The following is a 22,168-nucleotide window of genomic DNA, read 5'->3' as shown; positions in this document are numbered from 1 at the left end:
AAAAACAAACAGGGTGTGAATGGAATCCTCCAAGAATCATCCAAATATAAATAGAATAGCACCACTCGAAAGGAGAAACAAATGGAAACAATTCTTTTCCAAAAAAACAACCATGTCGCCTACATTACGTTAAACCGTCCAAATGCCTTAAATGCTTTTAATTACCAAATGCTAACAGAACTAATGACGATCGTAAACCAAATCCATCTGGATCATGAAATTAGAGCGGTTATTATTACCGGTGCCGGTGATAAGGCATTTAGTTCAGGTGCCGATTTGAGAGAACGAAAATCGTTATCCGAACAAGAAGTAAGACGAAATGTGAAAGCGATTCGTGATTGCTTTGAGCGAATTGCTAATCTCCCACAGCCAACTATTGCTGCGATAAATGGTTACTGCTTTGGTGGTGGATTTGAGCTTATGCTCGCTTGCGACTTTGCGATTGCGGCACATGAGGTGAAAATGGGTCTTACGGAAACAAGCTGGGCAATCATTCCTGGTGCTGGTGGAACACAGCGCTTACCTAGATTAATTGGGGAGATGAGAGCTAAGGAGCTGATTCTTACTGCAAGGAAGATTACAGCCGATGAGGCAAAGGAACTTGGCATTTTGCTAAAAGTGGTATCGAAGGATTCTTTGTTAGATGAATGTAATAAGTTAGCCAATCGCATGCTTCAAAATGGGCCGATTGCTGTAACACAAGCAAAATATGCGATAACGGTTGGCATGAATACAGACTTGAAAACGGGCTTCGATATTGAGGCAAAAGCATATGAGCACACGATACCGACAGAGGATAGAATAGAAGCATTACAAGCATTTAGTGAAAAAAGAACACCTAAGTTCCAAGGAAAATAGGAGGTATAGTGATGAACAATGTAACTGAGCTTTTAACTATTTCCTATCCGATTATCCAGGGGGGCATGGGAAATATTTCAAATGCACAGCTCACTGCTACGGTCTCGAATGCAGGGGGATTAGGGACGATTGGTTGTGGCACGATGACACCAGTGCAAGTAGAAAACATAATCCTCGATACGAAGCGATTAACCAATAAGCCATTTGCCCTTAATATTGCACTGCAAGTATCGCCATTTGTTGATGAATTAATAGCACTAAGTATTCAACATGATATACCAGTGATCTCCCTTTCAGCTGGAAATCCAGCCCCCTATATACCGAAGCTACATGAACATGGGAAAGTCGTTATCGCAATTGTCGCCTCCGTAAAGCATGCCCAAAAAGCGGAAGCAGCAGGTGCAGATATTCTAGTAGCGGAAGGATTTGAAGCAGCTGGAATTAACTCGGCACTAGAGCTTACTACCTTTACATTGGTTCCACAAGTCGTCCAAAAGGTTACCATACCAGTCATCGCTGCAGGAGGTATTGGTAATGGGAAAGGGTTGGCAGCAGCTCTAATGTTAGGGGCAGAAGGGGTTCAAATTGGCACACGCTTTATTGCTACTAAGGAAGCACCTTTTCATGAAAATTATAAAGCCCAACTACTTCAAGCAAATGGTACGGATGCGATTATTATTGGGCGAAGCTTTAATAGATTAAGACGTGTAATCGGTACATCCTATGTCAGAAGTCTACTAGAAAAAGAGAAAAACGGTGTTAGCTTGCAGGAGTTTGCCAGCCTAACAAGTGAAGAACACCATGTAATCGGTGCGCTTGATGGTGATTTGGATCGGGGGTTTATTAATGGTGGTCAAGTAGCGGGATTAATAGAAGATATCCCAAGTGTAAGAACATTAATAGAGACCATGATGGAGGAGGCGAAAGATCAGCTAAAGTCTGGACTGAAGCAATTGGAAGCGATTAGCAAGATAGAGTAGTTTGAAAAATTTATATTTTATAATAATTGATTGACCGGAACATTACATAATGATAAAATTACGTTAAAATAACGTTATATTTTTAAATGATATATATAACTCTGGTTCTACTAGACTAGTATTGGAGGTTATTGGATGGAGAACGCTTATCCATTAAAGCAAGTAATCGATGACCAAGGCAATTTGCTCGATGTTACGAGTAAATCCTTGATACAAGAGGAGCTTGTTCAGAAGGCGTATTACCATATGTATCGAATTCGCACATTTGATAAAAAGGCCAAAAGCCTGCAAAGACAAGGGAGAATTGGAACATATCCTCCGTTTGAAGGTCAAGAAGCGGCACAGGTGGGAAGTGCACTGGCATTGCGAGAAAATGATTGGTTGTTTCCTACATATCGAGATCATGGTGCGATGTTAACCTTTGGGGCGGACATGACCCGGACATTTTTATATTGGAATGGACGGTTGGAGGGCTGTGTCCCACCAGAAGGGAAACATATCTTTCCAGCAGCTGTCCCGATAGCAACACAACTCCTCCATGCGGTTGGTGCATCGTGGGCTGAAAAGCGGAAGGGGACACAACATATCGCGATTGCCTATTTTGGTGATGGAGCAACGTCAGAAGGAGACTTTCATGAGGGATTGAATTTCGCAAGTGTCTTTCAAACACCAACGATATTTTTCAACCAGAATAATGGCTATGCCATTTCTGTGCCCTTTGAACGACAAATGAACTCGAAGACAATTGCCCAAAAGGGAGTAGCTTATGAGATTCCGAGTGTACGGGTAGATGGAAATGATTTTTTTGCGGTTTATTTTGAAATGCAACGTGCCACAGAGCGAGCTAGAAATGGTGGCGGTCCAACCTTGATTGAAGCTGTAACCTGGAGAACAGGAGCACATACCACTGCAGACGATCCAACGAAATATCGTCCAGAGGGGCAGGGAGCAGAAATTGTCGATCCGATTGTCCGAATGGAACGGTTTATGAAAAATGAAGGGTTTTGGCAGGATGCTTATATCCAATCCACTCAAGCAAAGATAGAAGAGGAAATTGAAGCAGCAGTTAAAGCAATGGAAACATATCCGAAGCCTAATGTGGAGGATTTGTTTGATCATGTATTTGCAGAGCTTCCTCATTCATTGGCTACACAAAGAGATTCCTATCTTCAGCTGTTAAGGGGTGAGTAAAATGACAACAGATTTTACAGAAGCGAAAAAAACAGCAACGAAAAGTATGACAATGATTCAAGCCATCAACGAAGGGATGAGGACAGTATTAGAGCAAGATGAAATGTGCTTGATCTTGGGAGAAGATGTTGGTAAGAATGGTGGAGTGTTTCGTGCTACCGATGGATTACAGGAAGCGTTTGGAACAGATCGTGTCATCGATACCCCTTTATCGGAATCTGGCATTATCGGTACATCTGTCGGATTAGCGGTTAATGGGTTTAAACCGATAGCAGAGATTCAATTCATGGGCTTTATCTACCCAGCTTATGATCAAATTATGACCCATGTATCGCGAATTCGCTCGCGTACAATGGGGAGATATTCCGTGCCGATGGTCATTCGTGCCCCGTATGGTGCTGGAGTAAGAGCGCCGGAGATTCATTCGGATAGTGCGGAAAGCTTATTTACTCATATGCCAGGGCTAAAAGTAGTTTGTCCGGCAACACCGTATGATGCAAAGGGATTGTTAATAGCAGCGGTAGAGGATCCGGATCCAGTGCTGTACATGGAACCAATGCATAGTTATCGTTCCTTTCGGGAAGAGGTACCAGTTGATGCATATACGGTTGAGATAGGGAAAGGGAAAAGGCGTATCGAGGGTAATGATGTCACCTTGATTACATGGGGAGCTATGGTCCCTTTAGTTGAAAAGGCTGCAAAACAAGTAGGTGAAGATGGTATTAGATGTGAAGTACTTGATCTTCGTACACTTTACCCGTTAGATGAGGCACTAATTGCTGAATCTGTGCAAAAGACCGGGCGAGCAGTTGTGATACATGAAGCACCAAGAACAGGTGGACTTAGCAACGATATCGTTACGATTATCAATGATACAGCTTTCCTGTATTTAAAGGCACCTGTGGAGAGGGTTACCGGTTTTGATGTCCCAGTCCCGTTTTTTAGCTTAGAGAACCATTATTTACCAACAGCTGAGCGAATCACAAAAGCTATTGAAAAGGTAATTCATTTCTAGGGGGGTAATTAAGGGAACGTAGTGAAATTCCCCCCCCTAAATAGTAAGCGTTTACAAATTGAATGAATTATCAAAAAAATAGGGTTGACTAAAGTTTTCAGTATGTTATAATTTCTCAAATTATACTTTAAGTTTAGAAGGGTTAAGGGGGAGTAGAGAGTGAAAAGAGGACTTCAGTTAATCGTTTTAGCATTAATTAGTGTAGTAGTTTTAGCTGCATGTGGTACAAGTGGAAGCGGTGATACATACAAAATTGGTGCATCGCAAATAGTGGAGCATCCATCGTTGGATAGAGCCTATGAAGGCTTCCAGGCAGCGCTAGAGGAAGCCGGGTTAGAAGTGGAGTATGACTTTCGGAGTGCCCAAGGAGATCAAAATAATTTAAAGCCAATTTCAGATGGCTTTGTTGCAGATGATGTGGATTTAATTTTTGCAAATTCAACACCTGCAGCATTATCAGCGCTGGAAGCAACAAAAGATGCACGGGATATTCCAATTGTTTTCACATCTGTTACAGATGCGGTAGAGTCAGGATTAGTGGAAGCAATGGATGAACCAGGGGAAAATATTACTGGGGTAACCGATTTACATCCCGAAGCAATCCAAGAAACAGTGAAATTTATTGATCAATACTTCCCAGACTCAACAGTCGGATTGATTTACAATGCAGGGGAATCGAACTCTGTGACACAAATTAATGCAGTCCAAGCGGCTGGTGAGGGAACTTCTTTAAACTTTGTAGAACGTACGGTTGCGAACTCATCTGAAGTTCAACAAGCAGCAACCTCATTAGTAAATGACGTTGACTTATTCTATATTGTGACCGACAACACGGTCGTATCTGCACTGGAAAGTGTAGTAGCGGTTGCCAATGAACAAGATATTCCTTTAGTTGTAGGGGAACCAGATTCCTTAGAAAAGGGTGGATTTGCTACATTTGGAATTGATTATTACTCAATTGGGAAGCGGGCAGGGGAAATGGCTGTTGAAATTTTGAAGAACGGTAAGTCTACAAAAGACATCCCAGCCGAGTATCCGCCAGAAATTCAATTATTTATTAATAAAGATGCTGCAGAGGAGCAAGGTGTTGAGTGGAATGCGGAATGGGATGCAACTGCTCAATTTAAAGAGACACAGTAATCATTTTGTTAGCAATGTACCCGATAATGAGACCCATTTGGAAGCAGGCTATTGGCCTGCTTCTCTATTCTAATGCGTGAGTTATTTCCACTTTATGTAAGTAGGTGGAAAAGGAGGTAAAGGAATCGTGGCTATATCGATATTTGGTGCTGTTGAGTCTGGGATTATTTATGCCATTATGGCTTTAGGGGTATATTTAACCTTCCGGGTATTAGATTTTCCTGATTTAACAGTAGACGGTAGTTTTGTAACTGGTGCAGGTGTTGCTGCCATTTCGATTGTAAACGGCGTATCACCAATCGTGGCTACCTTACTTGCAATCATTGCTGGTTTTATCGCTGGCTGTTTAACAGGCCTTTTGCATACAAAGGGGAAAATAAACGCTTTATTATCCGGTATTTTGATGATGATTGCCTTGTATTCTATAAACCTACGAATTATGGGGCAGCCGACAGTATCCTTGCATAATCAGCCAACCATATTCTCACAGCTTCGAGATATTTGGCCAGCTAGTATGGATAGTTTTTTCAATGGAATATGGACAGCCATTATGTCAGGACGTGCACCAGCAACATGGGTTATTGTACTCGTAATGATAATCGTAACGTTAGTAATAAAATTATTGACGGATGCCTTTTTAAAAACGGAAGTAGGATTAGCATTACGAGCAACCGGAGACAACAAACGAATGATTAGAAGTCTATCAGCTAATACCGATAATTTAATCGTGTTAGGAGTCGGCATTTCCAATGCTATGGTAGCACTTAGTGGAGCATTGATTGCGCAAATTGGTGGTTTTGCAGATGTTTCGATGGGGATTGGGATGATTGTCATTGGTCTTGCCTCGGTTATTATCGGGGAGGCGTTATTTGGTAAGAAGACTATTGCAATTGCAACAATCGCCGTAATTGGTGGTGCAATTGTGTACCGAATCGTGGTTGCGTTAGCACTTCGCGTAGACTTTTTAGATACCGGTGATATGAAATTGATTACGGCATTTATTGTCATCGTTGCATTAATTACACCGAAAATACTCCAAGCTCATAAGGAAAAGAAGCGGCGAATCAAAAAACGTGCCGCCATAAGTGGATTAAAGGAGGGGGCTTAATATGTTACATGTAAAGGAAGTCGCAATAACATTTAATGAAGGTACCCCCGATGAGAAGAAAGCATTACAACGAATTAATTTAACATTAGAAGAGGGAGATTTTGTCACTGTAATTGGCAGTAATGGTGCTGGAAAATCAACCTTAATGAATGTAATATCAGGTAATCTCATGCCAGATATCGGGGAAGTGGTCATTGGGAATAAAGATGTAACACTGCTTCCAGAATATAAACGGTCGGCATACATTGGGCGCGTGTTTCAAGATCCTATGGCAGGTACGGCACCTTCTATGACGATTGAAGAAAACTTAGCGATGGCCTACTCGAGAATTCGGAAAAGAAAACTAAGACGGGGAGTAACCAAAAAGCGTAGAGAAGACTTTAAAGAGCATCTAAAAACACTAAACCTAGGATTAGAAGACCGCTTAAATGCGAAAGTCGGGCTATTATCAGGGGGAGAACGCCAAGCATTATCCTTATTAATGGCCACCTTCACAAATCCAAAGATTTTATTACTTGATGAGCATACAGCAGCCCTCGATCCATCAAGAGCACAACTAATCACAACCTTAACGAAGGAAGTGGTAGAAGAACATGGGCTCACCACTTTAATGGTTACCCATAATATGCAACAGGCACTTGATTTAGGGAACAGATTAATCATGATGGATAAAGGCCAAATAATCTTAGACATTAACAATGAAAAGAAACAAAACCTAACAATTGAAGATTTATTAAGGGAATTCCAACGAATACGCGGAGCACAGTTTGAAAGTGACCGCGCCGTTTTGGGGTGATTCAAGTAGAACAGGAGCATCATTCGCTCCTGTTTTTTTTGGTGTTAGATTAGTTGTATGGAGAGAGGAGTAGTTTGTGCGTTTTTTGGGTGGAGAACGCGGGGGCTCGTGAATTCCGCGCGAGCAAGGGAGAAAATCGCGCGAGCCCGGAGGAAAATCGCGCGACCAAAGGAGAAAATCGCGCGACAGGAGGAATCTCGCGCGAATTTAGGGGAGTCCCGCGCGAATCAGGGTGAATCTCGCGCGAATTTAGGTAAGTCCCGCGCGAATCAGGAGGAATCCGGCGCGAACCAGGGAGAATCTCCCGCGGATCAGGGTGACCTCGCGCGAAATCGCGCGAGCAAGGAAGAAACTCGCGCGAGCAAGGAAGAAACTCGCGCGAGCAAGGGAGAAAAACGCGCGAGTCAGTGGAAAAATCGCGCGACAGGAGGAATCTCGCGCGAATTTAGGTAAGTCCCGCGCGAATTTGGAGGAATCCCGCGCGAATCAGGAAGAGTATCGCGCGAATCGGGAGGAATCCCGCGCGAATTTAGGGGAATCCCGCGCGAACCAGGAGCCCCCCGCGCGAATCAAATCCCCACACCCCTCCTACTTACAACCGCTCTTCCACCTCAACTAAAAATTCCCGAATACTCTTATCCCGGACAATATAATCAGCATAATGATCCATTGGTGTTGGCTCACGATTTACAATAACTAGCTTTGCACCGTGCTCTTTTGCAAGCATGGGGAACATATTAGCAGGGCTCACCGTCAATGAGGAGCCTAAGACAATAAATAAATCGGCTTTACTTGTTTCTATCTCCGCCTTGTAGAAAACATCCTCTGGAAGCATTTCACCAAAAAGGACAATTCCCGGTCGAACGGGACCATTACAGTACGCACAATGATGCTCCCCATTGATATACCGCTCTCTGACCTGCTCTCGTTTACATTGATTACAGAAAAACTTCCGAAATGTTCCATGAAGCTCCATCACATTATGACTCCCAGCATCATGGTGAAAGCCATCGACATTCTGTGTGATGATGCCATTAACAAGTCCTTGCTGCTCCCAGCGGCCTAATATATGATGCCCTTCATGTGGCTTGTATTTTGTTATCTCTCGAAGGCGGAATTGGTAGAATTCCGTAAATTCCTGAAAGTTATGCACTAATGCTTGGACATTCGCTAGTTCATCTGGATTAAATTTGGACCATAATCCTCTATCCTTTGAGCGGAAATCAGGAAGTCCGCTTTCCGTGGACATGCCAGCACCAGTAAAAAAGAGTGTATAAGAAGCAGAGCGAATTAAATCAACTATGTTCTCCATCGGTTCACCATCCTCACCTATTTATTATTATTTTACTGAATAAACCTACCAACTTCCAATTCTATTGGGATAATCTGGGACTACGTTGTATACTTTTAATTAGTTTAGAAACGATGGAATAGGGGAGGGAAAATCTGTTATGTACAAAATTCTAATTGTAGAAGATGATATGACAATCGCTCGTTCAATGAAAAAGCATTTAACATCTTGGGGATACGAAGTAGAATATATAACCGACTTTCATGATGTTATGGCATCATTTGTTTCAATAGATCCGCAATTAATTTTACTAGATATTTCACTACCATCATTCAATGGCTTTCATTGGTGCAGTGAGATTCGTAAAGTATCCAAAGTACCAATCATTTTTATCTCTTCTGCATCTGACAATATGAATATTGTCATGGCTATGAATATGGGTGGGGATGATTTTATCTCCAAGCCATTTGACTTAAATGTCCTAACCTCCAAAGTACAAGCAATGTTGAGAAGAACGTATGATTTTACTGGGCAAACGAATTTGCTTCAGCATAAAGGTGCTATTGTGAATGTAAGTGATGGGACACTGACCTATGATAGTCAAAAGATAGATCTGACTAAAAACGAGTTAAAAATACTACAGTTTTTATTAGAGAGTAAGGGGAAAACCGTTTCTAGGGATGCCTTGATGACAAGACTTTGGGAGACAGATAGCTTTATCGATGATAATACACTTACCGTAAATGTTACGAGACTACGAAAGAAGTTAGAGCGTGTAGGTCTCATCGACTTTATCATAACAAAAAAAGGGATAGGATATTTGGTGGAATAAGATGAATCAATCTAAATTTAAATTGTTTCTTCAGTACATAAAGTATAGAAAGTTTTATATCGTCCTATTTTTACTCATTACCCTTATTTTCTTCTTTGTAAATTATTTATACAACCAATCTCTAGAACCGGTAATCTATTCTGCCGTACTTTGTTTCTATATCGGAATCGTTGTCTTGGTCATTGGTTTTGCCAAGTTTTATAAACATTATCACAAGCTTAAGGAACTGCATAACACTATCACGGTAAAATTGGAACAGCTACCAACACCTCAAGATACGTTGGAGGCAACATACCAGGAGATCATCCAACTTCTCTATCAAGAAAATATGGATAGTAAGCATAGAGCCGATAGTAGCCATACCGATTTAATTGAGTATTTTACCCAATGGACCCATCAAATTAAAACACCAATTGCGGCCATGCGGCTTATCTTACAGACAGAGGAAATGGAGCATCACCAAGAATTATCAATGGAGCTAGTTAAAATAGAACAATATGTGGAATTTGTATTACAATACCTCCGCTTGGATACGATGTCCTCTGATTTAGAGCTGAGAGAATATAGCTTGGATGATATCGTAAAGCAGGCGGTTCGGAAAAATGCAAAGCTGTTTATTCGAAAGAAGATTAGCTTACATTTCGATGAACTGAACTGTCACGTACTAACAGATGAAAAGTGGCTTCTCTTTGTCATTGAGCAAATTCTATCGAATGCCCTGAAGTATACGAAGGAAGGTTCTGTTTCCATTTATATGGATCCTAACGAGGAAAAAACGCTCGTAATACAAGATACTGGGATTGGGATTCGGGCAGAGGACCTACCGCGAGTGTTTGATAGAGGCTTTACCGGCTTCAATGGTAGGATGTTTAAGAAATCTACGGGACTTGGATTATATATGTGTAAGCAAATTACAAGCAAACTCTCCCACCAAATGAAAATGGAGTCAGAAATTGGACAAGGCACCAAAGTGTCCATCGATTTAAAAACCGCTAATATTGAAATCGAATAGTTACCTTACATTATCGTAAGGTTGCTACCAGAATTGTAAGCAAAAGCGATGTCTAACGCGGTTTGATGGTTGGTATACTGAGCATGAAATAAGACGTGGAGGTAATAAGAAATGACGATACTTGAAGTGAATAATGTAAAGAAAGTGTATACGACACGTTTCGGGGGTAATCATGTTCAGGCACTAACCGATGTATCCTTTTCCGTTGAGGAGGGGGAATATGTGGCAATTATGGGGGAGTCAGGATCAGGAAAAACGACCCTATTAAATATCCTGGCAGCTTTAGATAAGCCGACAAGTGGGAATGTGCTATTAGAAGGCAAAAGCATTCTTACTATCAAAGATAAACAACTATCCTCATTTAGACGAGGGAATCTTGGTTTTGTGTTTCAAGATTTTAATCTACTGGATACGTTCTCCATTCAAGATAATATATTCTTACCTTTAGTCTTGTCTGGTAAATCATATAAGGAGATGCGCAGTCGTATAACACCACTTGCTCAAAAGCTACGGATCACCAAAATATTAGAAAAGTATCCATATGAAGTGTCTGGAGGGCAAAAGCAACGAGCAGCAGTAGCCAGAGCTTTAATTACTAATCCAAAGCTGATCTTAGCTGATGAGCCAACAGGGGCACTCGATTCCCGTGCATCGGATGATTTACTAAAAATGTTTACAACTATCAATGATGAAGGGCAAACAGTGCTTATGGTAACCCATAGTACGAAAGCGGCAAGCCATGCAAAACGAGTTCTTTTTATAAAAGATGGTACCGTATTTCACCAAATTTATAAGGGCTCGTTAACGAACGAGGAAATGTATCAAAAAATATCAGATGCCCTCCATGTTATCGCAACAGGCGGTGTGGAATATGAGTAGATTTTTCTATCCAACGTTAGCATGGAATAATTTGAAAAAGAATAGAAAAACATATATTCCGTATATCCTAACCTGTATTGGCACGATTGCGATGTTTTACATGATGGTTTTTATTAGTGGGAACCAGGGGTTAGAAGAAATACCGGGAGTAGAGGTTCTCCAATTATTGCTCACTTTAGGTAGTTATATTATTGGCATATTCTCGGTGATTTTTCTATTTTATACAAACAGCTTTATAACAAAACAACGACAAAAAGAGTTTGGCCTCTATAATATTCTAGGGATGGAGAAAAAACATATTGCAAAAATGATTACTTGGGAGGCTTTCTATGTAGCTGTATTCAGTCTAGTAGTAGGTTTAATAACAGGAATTGTGGTCAGCAGATTAATGTTTTTATTACTTATGAAGCTATTAACCTTTGAAATACCGTTTTCCACAGTAATCTCTATGCAACCATTACTTATTACGGTCATTCTTTTTAGTGTGATATTTTTGCTAACCTTGTTAAACAACTTAAGGCATATTCACTTGTCTAAGCCAATTGAGCTACTTAAGGGAGGAGAAGTTGGCGAGAAAGAGCCAAAGACAAAGTGGTTAATCGTACTAATAGGCATTATCGCACTATCAACTGGATACTATATTGCTTTAGCGACCGAGTCACCTTTAGCTGCTCTTAACAAATTCTTTCTAGCTGTATTACTCGTTATTATTGCAACGTATGCTTTATTTACTGCAGGTACTATAGCATTATTCAAAATGCTTCGGAAGAACAAGTCGTTCTATTACAAGACAAACCACTTTATTAGTGTTTCTGGAATGATTTATCGAATGAAACAAAATGCGGTTGGACTGGCAAACATTTGCGTACTATCTACGATGGTTCTTGTTATGTTATCGTCAACGGTTTGCCTATATATCGGGATGGAGGAGTTAATTAAAAATCGTTATCCAAAAGAAATTGCCGTTACCGCGTATGATGTTCAACCAGAAGATTTAGCAGTAATGGAAGAACTCATTCAGGAAGGGGCAAATGATCTTGCACTAACAATTGAAAAACCACATTACTATTACTATAAGGAACTTCAAGTAATCAAAAATGGTAATGAATTCGTAAGTGGGGCTGGAATGGGTTACGGTGCTGACATAGGCATGATAGTCCTCATTCCCTTAAGTGAGTATAATCGGATGGAAAATCGTTCAGAGCAATTAGCTGAAGATGAAGTGCTTTTATACACCTTTAGAGGTGAAGAAATCCAAGATTCGATTACGATGTTTGACCAAACGTTTACCATAAAAGAGCAGTTACCTGATCTACAGGTAGATGGAATTGCTTCAGCCATGATTTTGGATAGCTTTAATTTCGTCATTGTTCCTGATGAAGAAACCATTCGTGAGCTCGATCCTACTGATGCTGAAGGCTACAACGTATACTATGGGTTCGATGTAGATGGCGACGTAGATAATGAAATTGCCTTACCAGGTCAATTGACTGAGAAATTAAAAGCTGCAAAAATGGTTGGGCACGCAGAAGGTGCCGAGGAAAGTAAAGAGATATTTTACTCACTATATGGGGGACTATTTTTCTTAGGGATATTCTTAGGTACCCTATTTATCATGGCGACGGTATTAATAATTTACTATAAGCAAATCTCGGAAGGATACCAGGATAAGAACCGTTTTGAAATCATGCAAAAAGTTGGCTTAAGCAAGGCTGAAATTAAGAAATCGATTCGCAGTCAAGTATTATTAGTGTTTTTCCTACCGTTATTTGCTGCAGTAGTCCATATTTTATTTGCTTTCAATGTCATTACGAAATTACTGGAAGCTCTAAATTTAACGAACGTGGGATTATTTGCTATGTGTACAGCTGGTGTTATTATTATTTTTGCTGTATTATATTTGCTTGTCTATCTGTTAACAGCGAGAGAATATTATCGCATTGTAAGTAAAAATTAAAAATTTTACATGCTGGATACCCTATGGATGAGAAGGTTCATAGGGTATTTTGGTTATATGAATTCTAGAAATCTAGCAAGAATAGGATTGCAAAAATTATTAAACTATGATAGGGTAATAATACAATATATTGTGATGATGATGTAAATTAATACCATATATAGTGTCGTAAGTAATGGTGACACACATGTCTTAATAGGGAATCTAGTGAAAGTCTAGAGCTGTCCCCGCAACTGTAAGTGCCGACGAACAAGATATCCACTATATCGATTCATGGAAAGATATGGGAAGGACTTTAGTAGAATGAAGCGCAAGCCAGGAGACCTGCCATTAACTTATAGTTTCATTTTTCTTCGGGTTGAAAGAGCATGAAACGATGGATTATATACATAGATTTTGTATGGATTCTGTCGTTTTTTCTATGCCGTTCATCCCTCGGGTGAGCGGTTTTTTATTTGATTTATAGGAGGATTATTATGATAACAGTAGAACCAAGTAGTAAAGTGAATCTAGAGCAAGTGATAGACTTTGCTACAAAACGCTTAAAAATCAACATATCTGAATTCGATGTAACCATTCCTGATGACTATTCAACTGATAAAGCGATAGATGTACTCATCAGAAGAGCGTTAGAAAATATTGATGAAGCCAATCCGGATTGGACTTTTGTAGCTAGTAGACTATACTTACAAAAACTATACTACCATGCAGCTAAAAACCGTCAATATAGTCCTTCCTTAAAATATGGAGATTTTTATCAACTCCTTGAACTACTGATACAAGAAGGAATCTATACACCGAGCTTACTGGAAAAGTATACAAAAGATGAAATTATTACATTAGCTGGGAATATGGATTACGAAAAAGACTTACAATTTACATATCTAGGTCTATATACACTTGCAAATCGTTACTTAGCAACAGATCATGATAAGAATACATATGAATTACCACAAGAGCGTTGGATGGTAATCGCGATGCATTTGATGCAGGATGAAGATAAAAGTAAACGTTTGGATCTTGTACTGGAAGCGTATTGGGCATTAAGTAATTTATATATGACAGTTGCTACGCCAACTCTTGCAAATGCTGGTAAAACACACGGGCAATTATCAAGCTGTTTTATTGATACGGTTGATGATAGTCTGCAATCGATTTATGACAGTAATACTGATATTGCCAAGCTTTCCAAAAATGGTGGCGGAATCGGTGTATATATGGGGAAAATTCGTGCTAGAGGAAGCTCTATTAAAGGGTTTAAAGGGATGTCTAGTGGTGTTGTACCATGGATAAAGCAATTAAATAATACCGCAGTGAGTGTGGATCAGCTTGGTACACGAAAAGGAGCTATCGCTGTCTATCTAGATGTTTGGCATATGGATATTGAGGCGTTCTTAGATCTTAAATTAAACAACGGGGACGACCGCATGCGGGCACATGATATTTTCACTGGTGTTTGTTTACCTGATTTATTCATGGAGCAGGTAGAAGCACGTGGTGACTGGTATTTATTTGATCCACACGAGGTTCGTGAGGTAATGGGATATTCCTTAGAAGATTTCTATGACGAAGAAAAAGGCAATGGTACATGGCGAACAAAATATGAAGAATGTGTTCAAAATGATCAGCTTACCAAAAAGAAAGTACCTGCAATCTCGATTATGAAACGAATTATGATGGTTCAGCTAGAATCAGGTACACCATTTATGTTTTACCGTGATGAAGTAAATCGTCAAAACAGCAATAATCATAATGGAATCATTTATTGTTCTAATTTATGTACGGAAATTACGCAAAACCAATCACCAACAGAATTTCTAGAAGAATTTACCGATGAGAATGGCTATTTAATCAAGCGTTATAGACCAGGTGACTTTGTTGTATGTAATTTAAGCTCAATCAACTTAGGGAAGGCTGTCCCGGATCAAATACTAGAGCGACTCATTAAAATTCAAGTACGGATGCTTGATAACGTTATTGACATTAATACATTGCCGCTTTTACAGACACAAGCAACCAATCAGAAATATCGTGCTATCGGTCTAGGGACTTTTGGTTGGCACCACCTATTAGCGAAAAAGCATATTGCCTGGGAATCCGAGGAAGCAGTACAGCTAGCTGATGAACTTTATGAACAAATTGCTTTCTTAACGATTAGAAGCAGTATGGAACTAAGTGAGGAAAAAGGAAGTTATCCTGCATATGCTGGTAGTAAATGGAGTACAGGGACTTATTTTGATGAAAAAGGCTATGTGAGCGAGGAATGGCAGGAATTAAAATCTTCTGTCATGAAAAATGGTATTCGTAATGGTTATCTCATGGCAGTCGCACCGAACTCTACGACCGCATTAATTGCTGGGTCTACAGCAAGTATCGACCCAATTTTCAAGCCATTTTATTATGAGGAGAAAAAGGACTTTAAAATACCGATGACGGCACCGGAATTAGATCATCGCACATATGATGTGTACCGTCGTTCCGCTTACATCGTTGACCAACGTTGGTCTGTTAAGCAAAATGCTGCACGTCAGAAGCATATAGATCAAAGTATCTCCTTTAATCTATACGTTCCAAATACTATCCGTGCGAGTATACTACTTGATTTACATCTTCAAGCATGGAGAGAAGGATTAAAGACGACTTATTATGTGAGATCGACATCCAATGATGTGGAAGAATGTGAGTGGTGTTCAAGTTGAGAATGTTAATAGCATACTTATCCTATAGTGGCAACACAGAAGAAACAGCAGAATTGATTCAGAAGAAGCTTATAGCTAAGGGAGCATCGGTGGACATGCATCGGATTGGCATTGATCCACCGATCAACCCAAGTCACTATGATGTCATGTTTATGGGGACCTTCACTTGGGATAATGGGAGTACACCAGATGAGGTAAAAGACTTTGTGTTAGAAATAGGCTATAAACCGGATAATATTGCGGTGTTTGGAACAGGCGATACACAGTTTCCGTTCTTCTGCCAAGCTGTTGATAAACTAACACGATTTTACGAAAGCAAGTGGCAAGGGTTAAAAATAGAGCAATCACCTAGAGGTTCACAGGAAATCAAAATTGACCGTTGGCTGGAAGGAGTTTTACAGTATGTCAGACGTATTGCTTGAGAAAGCAAAAACAATGGAGCCGCGTAATCCGAATAAGGCGACTAAAGTATTTGGTGGCAAATCCAGTGGCATCCTCAATTGGAATGATATTAAGTATCCACATTGGTATAAAATGTACAAGCGATTAGTAGGGAATTACTGGCAAGCAGATGAAATTAATATGTTTTCTGATGTAAAGCAATTTCCGATGTTAACAGAAGCAGAACAGGATGCTTACTTAAAAGTAATTGGTCTGTTATCTACCTTGGATGCCCCGCAAACAAGGACAGCGTTGTTATTATCCTTATATGCAACAGATCCATCTGTACAGTCCATTTTAGCGGTGATTTCACAGCAGGAGGCTGTTCATAATGAAAGCTATTCTTATGTGCTTTCTTCAGTTGTGACACTGAAAGAACAGAATGAAGCATTCGAATTAGGAAGAAAGAATCCGATTTTATTAAAACGAAATGAACGGTTAATTACAGGCTATAATGAATTTGTAGAGAATCCAACTGTGGAAAATATATTGAAGACATTAGTGTACACATCGCTCTTAGAGGGGTTATTCTTCTACTCAGGATTTGCCTTTTTCTATCATCTTGCAAGGGAAAATAAGATGGTAGGAACGTCGACGATGATTAGCTATATCAATCGAGACGAGCTAGAACATGGCAAGTTTATCTCGGAGCTTTTCCGGGCAACACTAGCGGAGTACCCAGAGCATAATAATAAAGAATTCATTGACTGGGTATATCAAGAATTTAAAGTCGCAGTGGATATGGAAATGGAATGGTCGAACTATGTCCTTTCCGATGTGGATGGCATGGACTTGAAGCAAATGGAAGGCTATATTCAATACCGTGCCAATAAAATGCTCCGATTACTCGGGTTAAGCGAAATATATCCAGATAATGTGGAAAACCCAATGAAGTGGATTCGTGCATATGTAGATAATATTGATGGGACAAAAACCGATTTCTTTGAGCAGAAATCAAGACAGTACACGAAAACAAGTGATTTAAATGGGTTTGATGATCTGTAAAAGTGAAGGCTTGTTACGTTCCATACAAAAACTCGTACCATGAATGAGTGGTACGAGTTTTTTAAATTTAATGGTATTGTGTGGGTGTTATCCACGTTTTTAACCTCGAGAAATGATAATAATTAAGCTTCAGTAGATACTTCTTTATCCTTATTACCTTTTTTACCGGATACAAACCATCCAATTACAGCTACTGCTAATAGTACTCCCCAGAACACAAAAGTCCATGCTGTGCTATGTGGGAAATCGTGTGGTAGGATGTGTACTTTATCATGACTTAATGTAATAACAGCAAGTTTTACCCCAACCCAAGCTACAATTAGATATGCGACCGTTTCTAGACCTGGTCGTTTATCCAATAGTTGGACAAACCAGCCAGCTGCAAATTTAATCAATACTAATCCAGCAATACCTGCCACTACGACAATAAGGAATTGACCAGTATCCATTCCACCGAAATGACCTAGGCCTGTTTCTGGTAAAACAATCGCTAACGCAACAGCAGCAAGAATTGAATCGATAGCAAATGCTAAGTCAGCTAAACCAATTTTACCTACAGTCGGCCAAAAACCTTTTCCAACCGATTCCTTCTCCAGATCCTTTTTATCCCCTTTAGGTTTAACGAAATGATCTTGAATCACATGTTTTAAACCTAAATAAATCAAATAAGCGGCACCGATTGCTTGCACTTGCCATACATTAGCTATAAAGGATATAGCAAATAATGCAGCAAATCGGAATATGAATGCCATTAAAATACCGTAGTTAATAGCTTTCTTTTTCTGATCTTCAGGTAAATGTTTTGCGATAACAGCTAATACGAGTGCGTTGTCAGCAGACAAGATCCCTTCTAACCCAATCAAGATTAACAGGGTCCAGGCATACTCTAACCAAATTGACTCCATGTTAGTTTTCTCCCTTCCAACATAAAAAATAGAGGCTCAATACCACCTGAAATGGTAAAGGCCTCTAAAAAAGAATAGACCTTTACCAAATCGGCAAAGGTCTTGCTAACAACACCGAGTTGCCAGAAATGCCGAGAGTATTCAAGATACTCTGAAATGACGACATAACTGTTAAAGCTACTCCCCTTTGAAATTATAAGTTAATTTAATCATTAATTCGAATATATGTCAATACATGATCTAACCATCGGGTGAGTGGCCCTTACCTAACACTAGTTTGAAACGATTACATGCATTTATTCCAAGATGATATTCCAAAATGATGTAAATTATGGAAGGTGAGTTGAGCTTGGGTTTGGCAGAGGACTCCTTTTTTAGGATGAGAAGCTGAGGAAGGTAACAGAGAAGCGCCATCAGAGCCCTTTTTAAGTAGAAATAGCTGAAAAAGGTAACAGAGGAACGTCGTCAGAGCCCTTTTTTAGGATGAGAAGCTGAAAAAGGTAACAGAGAAGTGCTGTCAGAGCCCTTTTTGAGGATGAGGAGCTGAAAAAGGTAACAGAGGAGCATCGTCAGAGCCCTTTTTTAGGATGAGGAGCTGAAAAAGGTAACAGAGAAGCGTCGTCAGAGCCCTTTATGAGGAAAAGAAGCTGAAAAAGGTAACAGAGAAGCGTCGTCAGAGCCCTTTATGAGGAAAAGAAGCTGAAAAAGGTAACAGAGGAACGTCATCAGAGCCCTTTTTAAGTAGAAATAGCTGAAGAAGGTAACAGAGAAGCATCATCAGAGCCCTTTATGAGGATAAGAAGCCAAAGGAGGTAACAGAGAACCACCATCAGCAAATAAAGCTAACCGCTCCCCTCAATCCTACCCCAAAAATAAAAGGCCCTCCTACATTAAGAAGGCCTACAAATCCGCTAAGAGATTAAAATCCTTTAAAACTGGAAAATTGGTACTTCTTCTCCAGTAGTGCCAATGACAACGACTTCACAGTCAAGCTTTCCACATAGGTGATAGGAATCCGAATTAGGATCTTTTACATAAACAGGAGTTAATTCCACGTGTTTGATTATTTTGTCGAATGCTTCATCACGTGAAATAGTGACATCTTCAGCTTTTGCATAGGATTCGAACACTTCAAATAAAAGCTTGCTATCCCAGTAATTAGCTGTTTGTAAGCTATCTCTTGAGATAATTACTTTTAATTTTCTATCTAATGGTGTGCTTGCTGCCATTTTTAATTCTGTAATGATATAGTTACCTTCTGGGTACATACCGGTCAGTGTCCACTTACCAGAATCGTCTGGATAAAGATTGCTCAAAAAGTCTTTCGTTTCCTCCATTGTGGATTGTATTTCATCGTCTGTTAATGGGTTCACCCTTACTTTCGCCATTGCATCTTCGTAAGAGATTTCTGTAGAGAAATCAATCTCTTGAGGTGTGAAATCTCTTTGGCTAGTGCTAGCCCATTCCAAGAGTACGTTTAACTCCTTATAAGTATCTATTTGATAAAGGGAGGCAGGTAAAATGATGTTGGATTTATCATTACGAATAAAAATTGTATCCATTGTCCAAACCTTTAGCCACTTTTCTTCTTCCTCAATTGGTGTTTCTATCAATTTTAGCTGTTGCTTGATGTTTTCCATTAAATCCTCTTTCATTAAGGAGAAGGGCTCCCAATCGATATCTTCTTCGGAAGGAAAAACGCCATCTATTGAAAACTGTGTTAGCTGATTGTTTTCATTGAAGGTAATATCGATATTACCAGAAGGTGCTACGGCAATATTGTCTACTGTAGCTTGGAAACTAAATGCCGTCCCGTCTTCATAATCAAGCTTAAATTGTCTACCGAACATCATCCCGGTCTTTTCCTCCACCCATTCAATCACCGATTCTATTTCGGGAGGAGGGAAAATGCCTTCTGTTGCATAGGATACATCGTTTACGAAAATTAGCTGTTTAAGTTCGTTCGTATGAAGGTTGACCTCTAATACTGCAGTTCCCTCTGGATTATATTCTTCATTTTCTTCGGACTGATGAACTGGAAACCACTCTAAAGAGAGTATGTAATTCGTCTGATTCTCCTGTGTTGTTTCCGAGAAGATATGCTCACGTTTTAAAACATACTGCTCCAAGCCATATTCTTGCTGAAGTTTATTCGCTATTTCTTTTACATGCTCGTTCATCGTATTACCTCACTTTCGGGTTCGCTAACATTATAACAGAGGTTTTGCATTATTTAAAAAAAGTTCTTTACCTTCCCCTTAGGGTAACGTTTATAGTGGAATAAAGAGGGGGTTTTATGATGCAAATCAAGGAAGCGGCAATGTATTTAAATACGACACCAAAGGCGATTCGCTTTTATGAAGCAAAGGGGTTAATTACACCAAAGAAGGATGAGGGAAATCAGTATCGTTACTTTTCGGAAAGTGACCTTTATAGATTAAGCACGATTCTAGCATTACGAGAGATAGGAGTGGCTGTGCAAGATATCAAAACGATACTAGAAGATCCTAATCTAAGTATTAGACAATATCTTGACATTCAACGATCGGCTCTTTTTGAACAGTGGTTAGAGATGAGGGATATGATAGAGACGATTGATGAAATGCTGGAGCAAAATTGGAAGAATGATTCGATTGAAGCGATTCATCAGCTAGCAGCTCATTTAAAGAATATGAAGGAAATCCGAGGGAAATGGCAAGACCGATGGAATTTTAACGAGCAAGCCAAGGATTATGATGACCATATTAAAAAGGAAGGACATGTATTTAATGTACATGAAGGCTATGATGAAGGACTTCAAGCTGTAGTCGAGAAAGTGAAGCTAGGTTCTTGTAGTGTGGTAGCTGATATTGGAATTGGTACAGGAAATTTAGGGGCAAAATTTCTTCCTAACCACAAGGTGATAGGAGTAGATCAGTCAGAGAAAATGCTAGAGAAATGTAAGGAAAAACATCCAACTATTGAGACTCGAAATGGACATTTTCTCGCTTTACCATTATTGGATCAGTCTGTCGATGCTATTGTTTCTAGCTATGCTTTACACCATCTTCCAGATGAAGAAAAGCTGTTAGCCCTTAAAGAAATGAAACGAGTGCTAAAACCTAATGGCCAAATTGGTATTGTTGATTTGATGTTTCAAGATGAAATACATCGAAAAAATGTGTTAAACCAATTCCTGAAGGCTGGCAATCATATTGCGGTGGATTCCATTGAAGATGAATATTATGCGAATCAATCACTACTAGTAGAATGGCTAAAACAAAACGGCTATAAAGTAGAAGCGATACAGATTAACCGTATATTGGGTCTGATTTACGCTTATAGTTGAAATCTTCTTAATATAACTTTATGATAAAGGGAAATAACGGCTATGGAGGGATTGGATGGGTATTTTCGTTACAGAACTAGAAGCGTTTACGGCGGTTGGTGTGTGTTGGAAGGGGACTTTTAAACAAGCTCAAGCGGGAGAGATTAGAACCTTTATGCAGGAATTCCGTGAACGATTAGGAGAGCTTCCTCAAGATGCGGATAAATCGGAAATAATAGGACTTTCATATGATGTCACTTCAGAGGGCTTTACCTATTACTTATGTTGTAAAGTGCCAGATTCAAATGGGCAGCTACCGGAAGGGATGGAGCAAATAACGGTTCCTGCCTTAACTTATGCGTCCTATGAGCATACAGCAGAAGAAGAGGTGAATGGATCATACACGAACATATATGGTTGGATCGAATCAAATGGATATCGTGCAAATGACGAAATTAATTTAGAGCATGTCGAAATCTACCCCTCAGATTATCATCCCATTAATGAACGACCAAGGCTCACCATCCATATTCCAATTAATCGGTAAAAAAAGATGTCTCATATGGGTTTGATTTCCCCTATGAGGCTTTTTTTGTTCAGCGACGGGAAAAGTAATTGACCTTATCAAACTTGTTGTATACCGGAACAGTTGTGTCTAGTCCCTAGATCAGCCCTCTCCTAGAATATAATTGCTTCATTGGCAGGTAATCAATATCAAAACATTATCGGAATTATAGTGCGATCTCCCCCTA

General features: G+C 39.7%; 19 protein-coding genes and 1 riboswitch. Of the genes, 16 read left to right on the top strand and 3 right to left on the bottom strand.

Going from position 1 to position 22,168, the window contains the following annotated elements:
- The first annotated feature begins 81 nt into the window (after nt 1-81).
- The 7 genes from AAIB49_RS09510 to AAIB49_RS09480 all read left to right on the top strand — a co-directional run bounded on the left by AAIB49_RS09510 (nt 82) and on the right by AAIB49_RS09480 (nt 7,088).
- Nucleotides 82-858 (top strand): enoyl-CoA hydratase-related protein, encoded by a 777-nt coding sequence (locus tag AAIB49_RS09510; protein WP_343457933.1) that lies wholly within the window; start codon nt 82-84, stop codon nt 856-858.
- Nucleotides 859-869: 11 nt separating this feature from the next.
- The gene (locus tag AAIB49_RS09505) at nt 870-1,838 is read left to right on the top strand and encodes an NAD(P)H-dependent flavin oxidoreductase (protein WP_343457932.1); all 969 of its coding nucleotides are present in this window, start codon (nt 870-872) and stop codon (nt 1,836-1,838) included.
- A gap of 135 nt (nt 1,839-1,973) precedes the next feature.
- Nucleotides 1,974-3,029, top strand: a complete 1,056-nt coding sequence (gene pdhA, locus AAIB49_RS09500; protein WP_343457931.1) for a pyruvate dehydrogenase (acetyl-transferring) E1 component subunit alpha — start codon at nt 1,974-1,976, stop codon at nt 3,027-3,029.
- Between the two features lies 1 nt (nt 3,030).
- Nucleotides 3,031-4,044, top strand: a complete 1,014-nt coding sequence (locus AAIB49_RS09495) for an alpha-ketoacid dehydrogenase subunit beta (RefSeq protein ID WP_343457930.1) — start codon at nt 3,031-3,033, stop codon at nt 4,042-4,044.
- A 159-nt stretch (nt 4,045-4,203) separates the two neighbouring features.
- Entirely contained in the window at nt 4,204-5,184 is a 981-nt protein-coding gene (locus AAIB49_RS09490) for an ABC transporter substrate-binding protein (RefSeq protein ID WP_343457929.1), read from the top strand.
- A gap of 127 nt (nt 5,185-5,311) precedes the next feature.
- The gene (locus tag AAIB49_RS09485) at nt 5,312-6,292 is read left to right on the top strand and encodes an ABC transporter permease (protein ID WP_211741083.1); all 981 of its coding nucleotides are present in this window, start codon (nt 5,312-5,314) and stop codon (nt 6,290-6,292) included.
- A gap of 1 nt (nt 6,293) precedes the next feature.
- Nucleotides 6,294-7,088, top strand: a complete 795-nt coding sequence (locus AAIB49_RS09480; RefSeq protein ID WP_339212906.1) for an ABC transporter ATP-binding protein — start codon at nt 6,294-6,296, stop codon at nt 7,086-7,088.
- Between the two features lie 592 nt (nt 7,089-7,680).
- Here AAIB49_RS09480 and AAIB49_RS09475 read toward each other — a convergent pair.
- Nucleotides 7,681-8,400, bottom strand: coding sequence for an NAD-dependent deacylase (locus AAIB49_RS09475; protein WP_343457928.1), 720 nt, complete (start codon nt 8,398-8,400; stop codon nt 7,681-7,683).
- A gap of 139 nt (nt 8,401-8,539) precedes the next feature.
- Here AAIB49_RS09475 and AAIB49_RS09470 point away from each other — a divergent pair, with 139 nt between their 5' ends.
- The 7 genes from AAIB49_RS09470 to AAIB49_RS09440 all read left to right on the top strand — a co-directional run bounded on the left by AAIB49_RS09470 (nt 8,540) and on the right by AAIB49_RS09440 (nt 17,204).
- Entirely contained in the window at nt 8,540-9,211 is a 672-nt protein-coding gene (locus tag AAIB49_RS09470; RefSeq protein WP_339212910.1) for a response regulator transcription factor, read from the top strand.
- 1 nt (nt 9,212) lies between these two features.
- Complete coding sequence (locus AAIB49_RS09465; protein ID WP_339212912.1) at nt 9,213-10,223, top strand: sensor histidine kinase; 1,011 nt, start codon at nt 9,213-9,215, stop codon at nt 10,221-10,223.
- 111 nt (nt 10,224-10,334) lie between these two features.
- Nucleotides 10,335-11,102 carry an ABC transporter ATP-binding protein gene (locus tag AAIB49_RS09460; RefSeq protein WP_343457927.1) on the top strand — a complete coding sequence of 256 codons (768 nt, stop codon included), beginning with the start codon at nt 10,335-10,337 and terminating at the stop codon, nt 11,100-11,102.
- Nucleotides 11,095-13,059 (top strand): FtsX-like permease family protein, encoded by a 1,965-nt coding sequence (locus AAIB49_RS09455; protein WP_343457926.1) that lies wholly within the window; start codon nt 11,095-11,097, stop codon nt 13,057-13,059. Before AAIB49_RS09460 ends, AAIB49_RS09455 begins: the two co-directional genes overlap by 8 nt.
- A gap of 160 nt (nt 13,060-13,219) precedes the next feature.
- A riboswitch (cobalamin riboswitch) is annotated at nt 13,220-13,405 on the top strand.
- 130 nt (nt 13,406-13,535) lie between these two features.
- A complete protein-coding gene (locus tag AAIB49_RS09450; RefSeq protein WP_343457925.1) occupies nt 13,536-15,758 on the top strand; it encodes a ribonucleoside-diphosphate reductase subunit alpha in 2,223 nt (740 codons plus the stop codon).
- 2 nt (nt 15,759-15,760) lie between these two features.
- The gene (locus AAIB49_RS09445; protein ID WP_339217898.1) at nt 15,761-16,180 is read left to right on the top strand and encodes a flavodoxin; all 420 of its coding nucleotides are present in this window, start codon (nt 15,761-15,763) and stop codon (nt 16,178-16,180) included.
- Nucleotides 16,161-17,204 carry a ribonucleotide-diphosphate reductase subunit beta gene (locus AAIB49_RS09440; RefSeq protein ID WP_343457924.1) on the top strand — a complete coding sequence of 348 codons (1,044 nt, stop codon included), beginning with the start codon at nt 16,161-16,163 and terminating at the stop codon, nt 17,202-17,204. The genes AAIB49_RS09445 and AAIB49_RS09440 overlap by 20 nt, the downstream gene beginning before the upstream one ends.
- A gap of 122 nt (nt 17,205-17,326) precedes the next feature.
- On the opposite strand, the gene AAIB49_RS09435 is transcribed toward AAIB49_RS09440, so the two are convergent.
- Entirely contained in the window at nt 17,327-18,109 is a 783-nt protein-coding gene (locus AAIB49_RS09435) for a TerC family protein (protein ID WP_343457923.1), read from the bottom strand.
- Between the two features lie 929 nt (nt 18,110-19,038).
- On the bottom strand, nt 19,039-20,289 hold the full coding sequence (locus AAIB49_RS09430; protein WP_343457922.1) for a hypothetical protein: 1,251 nt from the start codon (nt 20,287-20,289) through the stop codon (nt 19,039-19,041).
- A gap of 119 nt (nt 20,290-20,408) precedes the next feature.
- Between AAIB49_RS09430 and AAIB49_RS09425 the strand changes: the two genes are divergently transcribed.
- Both AAIB49_RS09425 and AAIB49_RS09420 read left to right on the top strand, forming a co-directional pair.
- Complete coding sequence (locus AAIB49_RS09425; protein WP_343457921.1) at nt 20,409-21,437, top strand: MerR family transcriptional regulator; 1,029 nt, start codon at nt 20,409-20,411, stop codon at nt 21,435-21,437.
- A gap of 55 nt (nt 21,438-21,492) precedes the next feature.
- Nucleotides 21,493-21,963 (top strand): GyrI-like domain-containing protein, encoded by a 471-nt coding sequence (locus AAIB49_RS09420; protein WP_339212927.1) that lies wholly within the window; start codon nt 21,493-21,495, stop codon nt 21,961-21,963.
- The last annotated feature ends 205 nt before the right edge of the window (nt 21,964-22,168 follow it).

The sequence above is a fragment of the Ornithinibacillus proteolyticus genome (assembly GCF_039581225.1).
GTDB lineage: Bacteria > Bacillota > Bacilli > Bacillales > Amphibacillaceae > Ornithinibacillus > Ornithinibacillus massiliensis.
This window is presented reverse-complemented; position numbering and strand designations above follow the sequence as displayed.

Excerpts from the sequence above, each read along its gene's own strand:
- AAIB49_RS09510 (WP_343457933.1), top strand. The coding sequence starts at position 82 with ATGGAAACAATTCTTTTCCAAAAAAACAACCATGTCGCCTACATTACG.
- AAIB49_RS09505 (WP_343457932.1), top strand. The coding sequence starts at position 870 with ATGAACAATGTAACTGAGCTTTTAACTATTTCCTATCCGATTATCCAG.
- pdhA (WP_343457931.1), top strand. The coding sequence starts at position 1,974 with ATGGAGAACGCTTATCCATTAAAGCAAGTAATCGATGACCAAGGCAAT.
- AAIB49_RS09495 (WP_343457930.1), top strand. The coding sequence starts at position 3,031 with ATGACAACAGATTTTACAGAAGCGAAAAAAACAGCAACGAAAAGTATG.
- AAIB49_RS09480 (WP_339212906.1), top strand. The coding sequence starts at position 6,294 with ATGTTACATGTAAAGGAAGTCGCAATAACATTTAATGAAGGTACCCCC.
- AAIB49_RS09475 (WP_343457928.1), bottom strand. The coding sequence starts at position 8,400 with ATGGAGAACATAGTTGATTTAATTCGCTCTGCTTCTTATACACTCTTT.
- AAIB49_RS09470 (WP_339212910.1), top strand. The coding sequence starts at position 8,540 with ATGTACAAAATTCTAATTGTAGAAGATGATATGACAATCGCTCGTTCA.
- AAIB49_RS09465 (WP_339212912.1), top strand. The coding sequence starts at position 9,213 with ATGAATCAATCTAAATTTAAATTGTTTCTTCAGTACATAAAGTATAGA.
- AAIB49_RS09460 (WP_343457927.1), top strand. The coding sequence starts at position 10,335 with ATGACGATACTTGAAGTGAATAATGTAAAGAAAGTGTATACGACACGT.
- AAIB49_RS09455 (WP_343457926.1), top strand. The coding sequence starts at position 11,095 with ATGAGTAGATTTTTCTATCCAACGTTAGCATGGAATAATTTGAAAAAG.
- AAIB49_RS09450 (WP_343457925.1), top strand. The coding sequence starts at position 13,536 with ATGATAACAGTAGAACCAAGTAGTAAAGTGAATCTAGAGCAAGTGATA.
- AAIB49_RS09445 (WP_339217898.1), top strand. The coding sequence starts at position 15,761 with ATGTTAATAGCATACTTATCCTATAGTGGCAACACAGAAGAAACAGCA.
- AAIB49_RS09440 (WP_343457924.1), top strand. The coding sequence starts at position 16,161 with ATGTCAGACGTATTGCTTGAGAAAGCAAAAACAATGGAGCCGCGTAAT.
- AAIB49_RS09435 (WP_343457923.1), bottom strand. The coding sequence starts at position 18,109 with ATGGAGTCAATTTGGTTAGAGTATGCCTGGACCCTGTTAATCTTGATT.
- AAIB49_RS09430 (WP_343457922.1), bottom strand. The coding sequence starts at position 20,289 with ATGAACGAGCATGTAAAAGAAATAGCGAATAAACTTCAGCAAGAATAT.
- AAIB49_RS09425 (WP_343457921.1), top strand. The coding sequence starts at position 20,409 with ATGCAAATCAAGGAAGCGGCAATGTATTTAAATACGACACCAAAGGCG.
- AAIB49_RS09420 (WP_339212927.1), top strand. The coding sequence starts at position 21,493 with ATGGGTATTTTCGTTACAGAACTAGAAGCGTTTACGGCGGTTGGTGTG.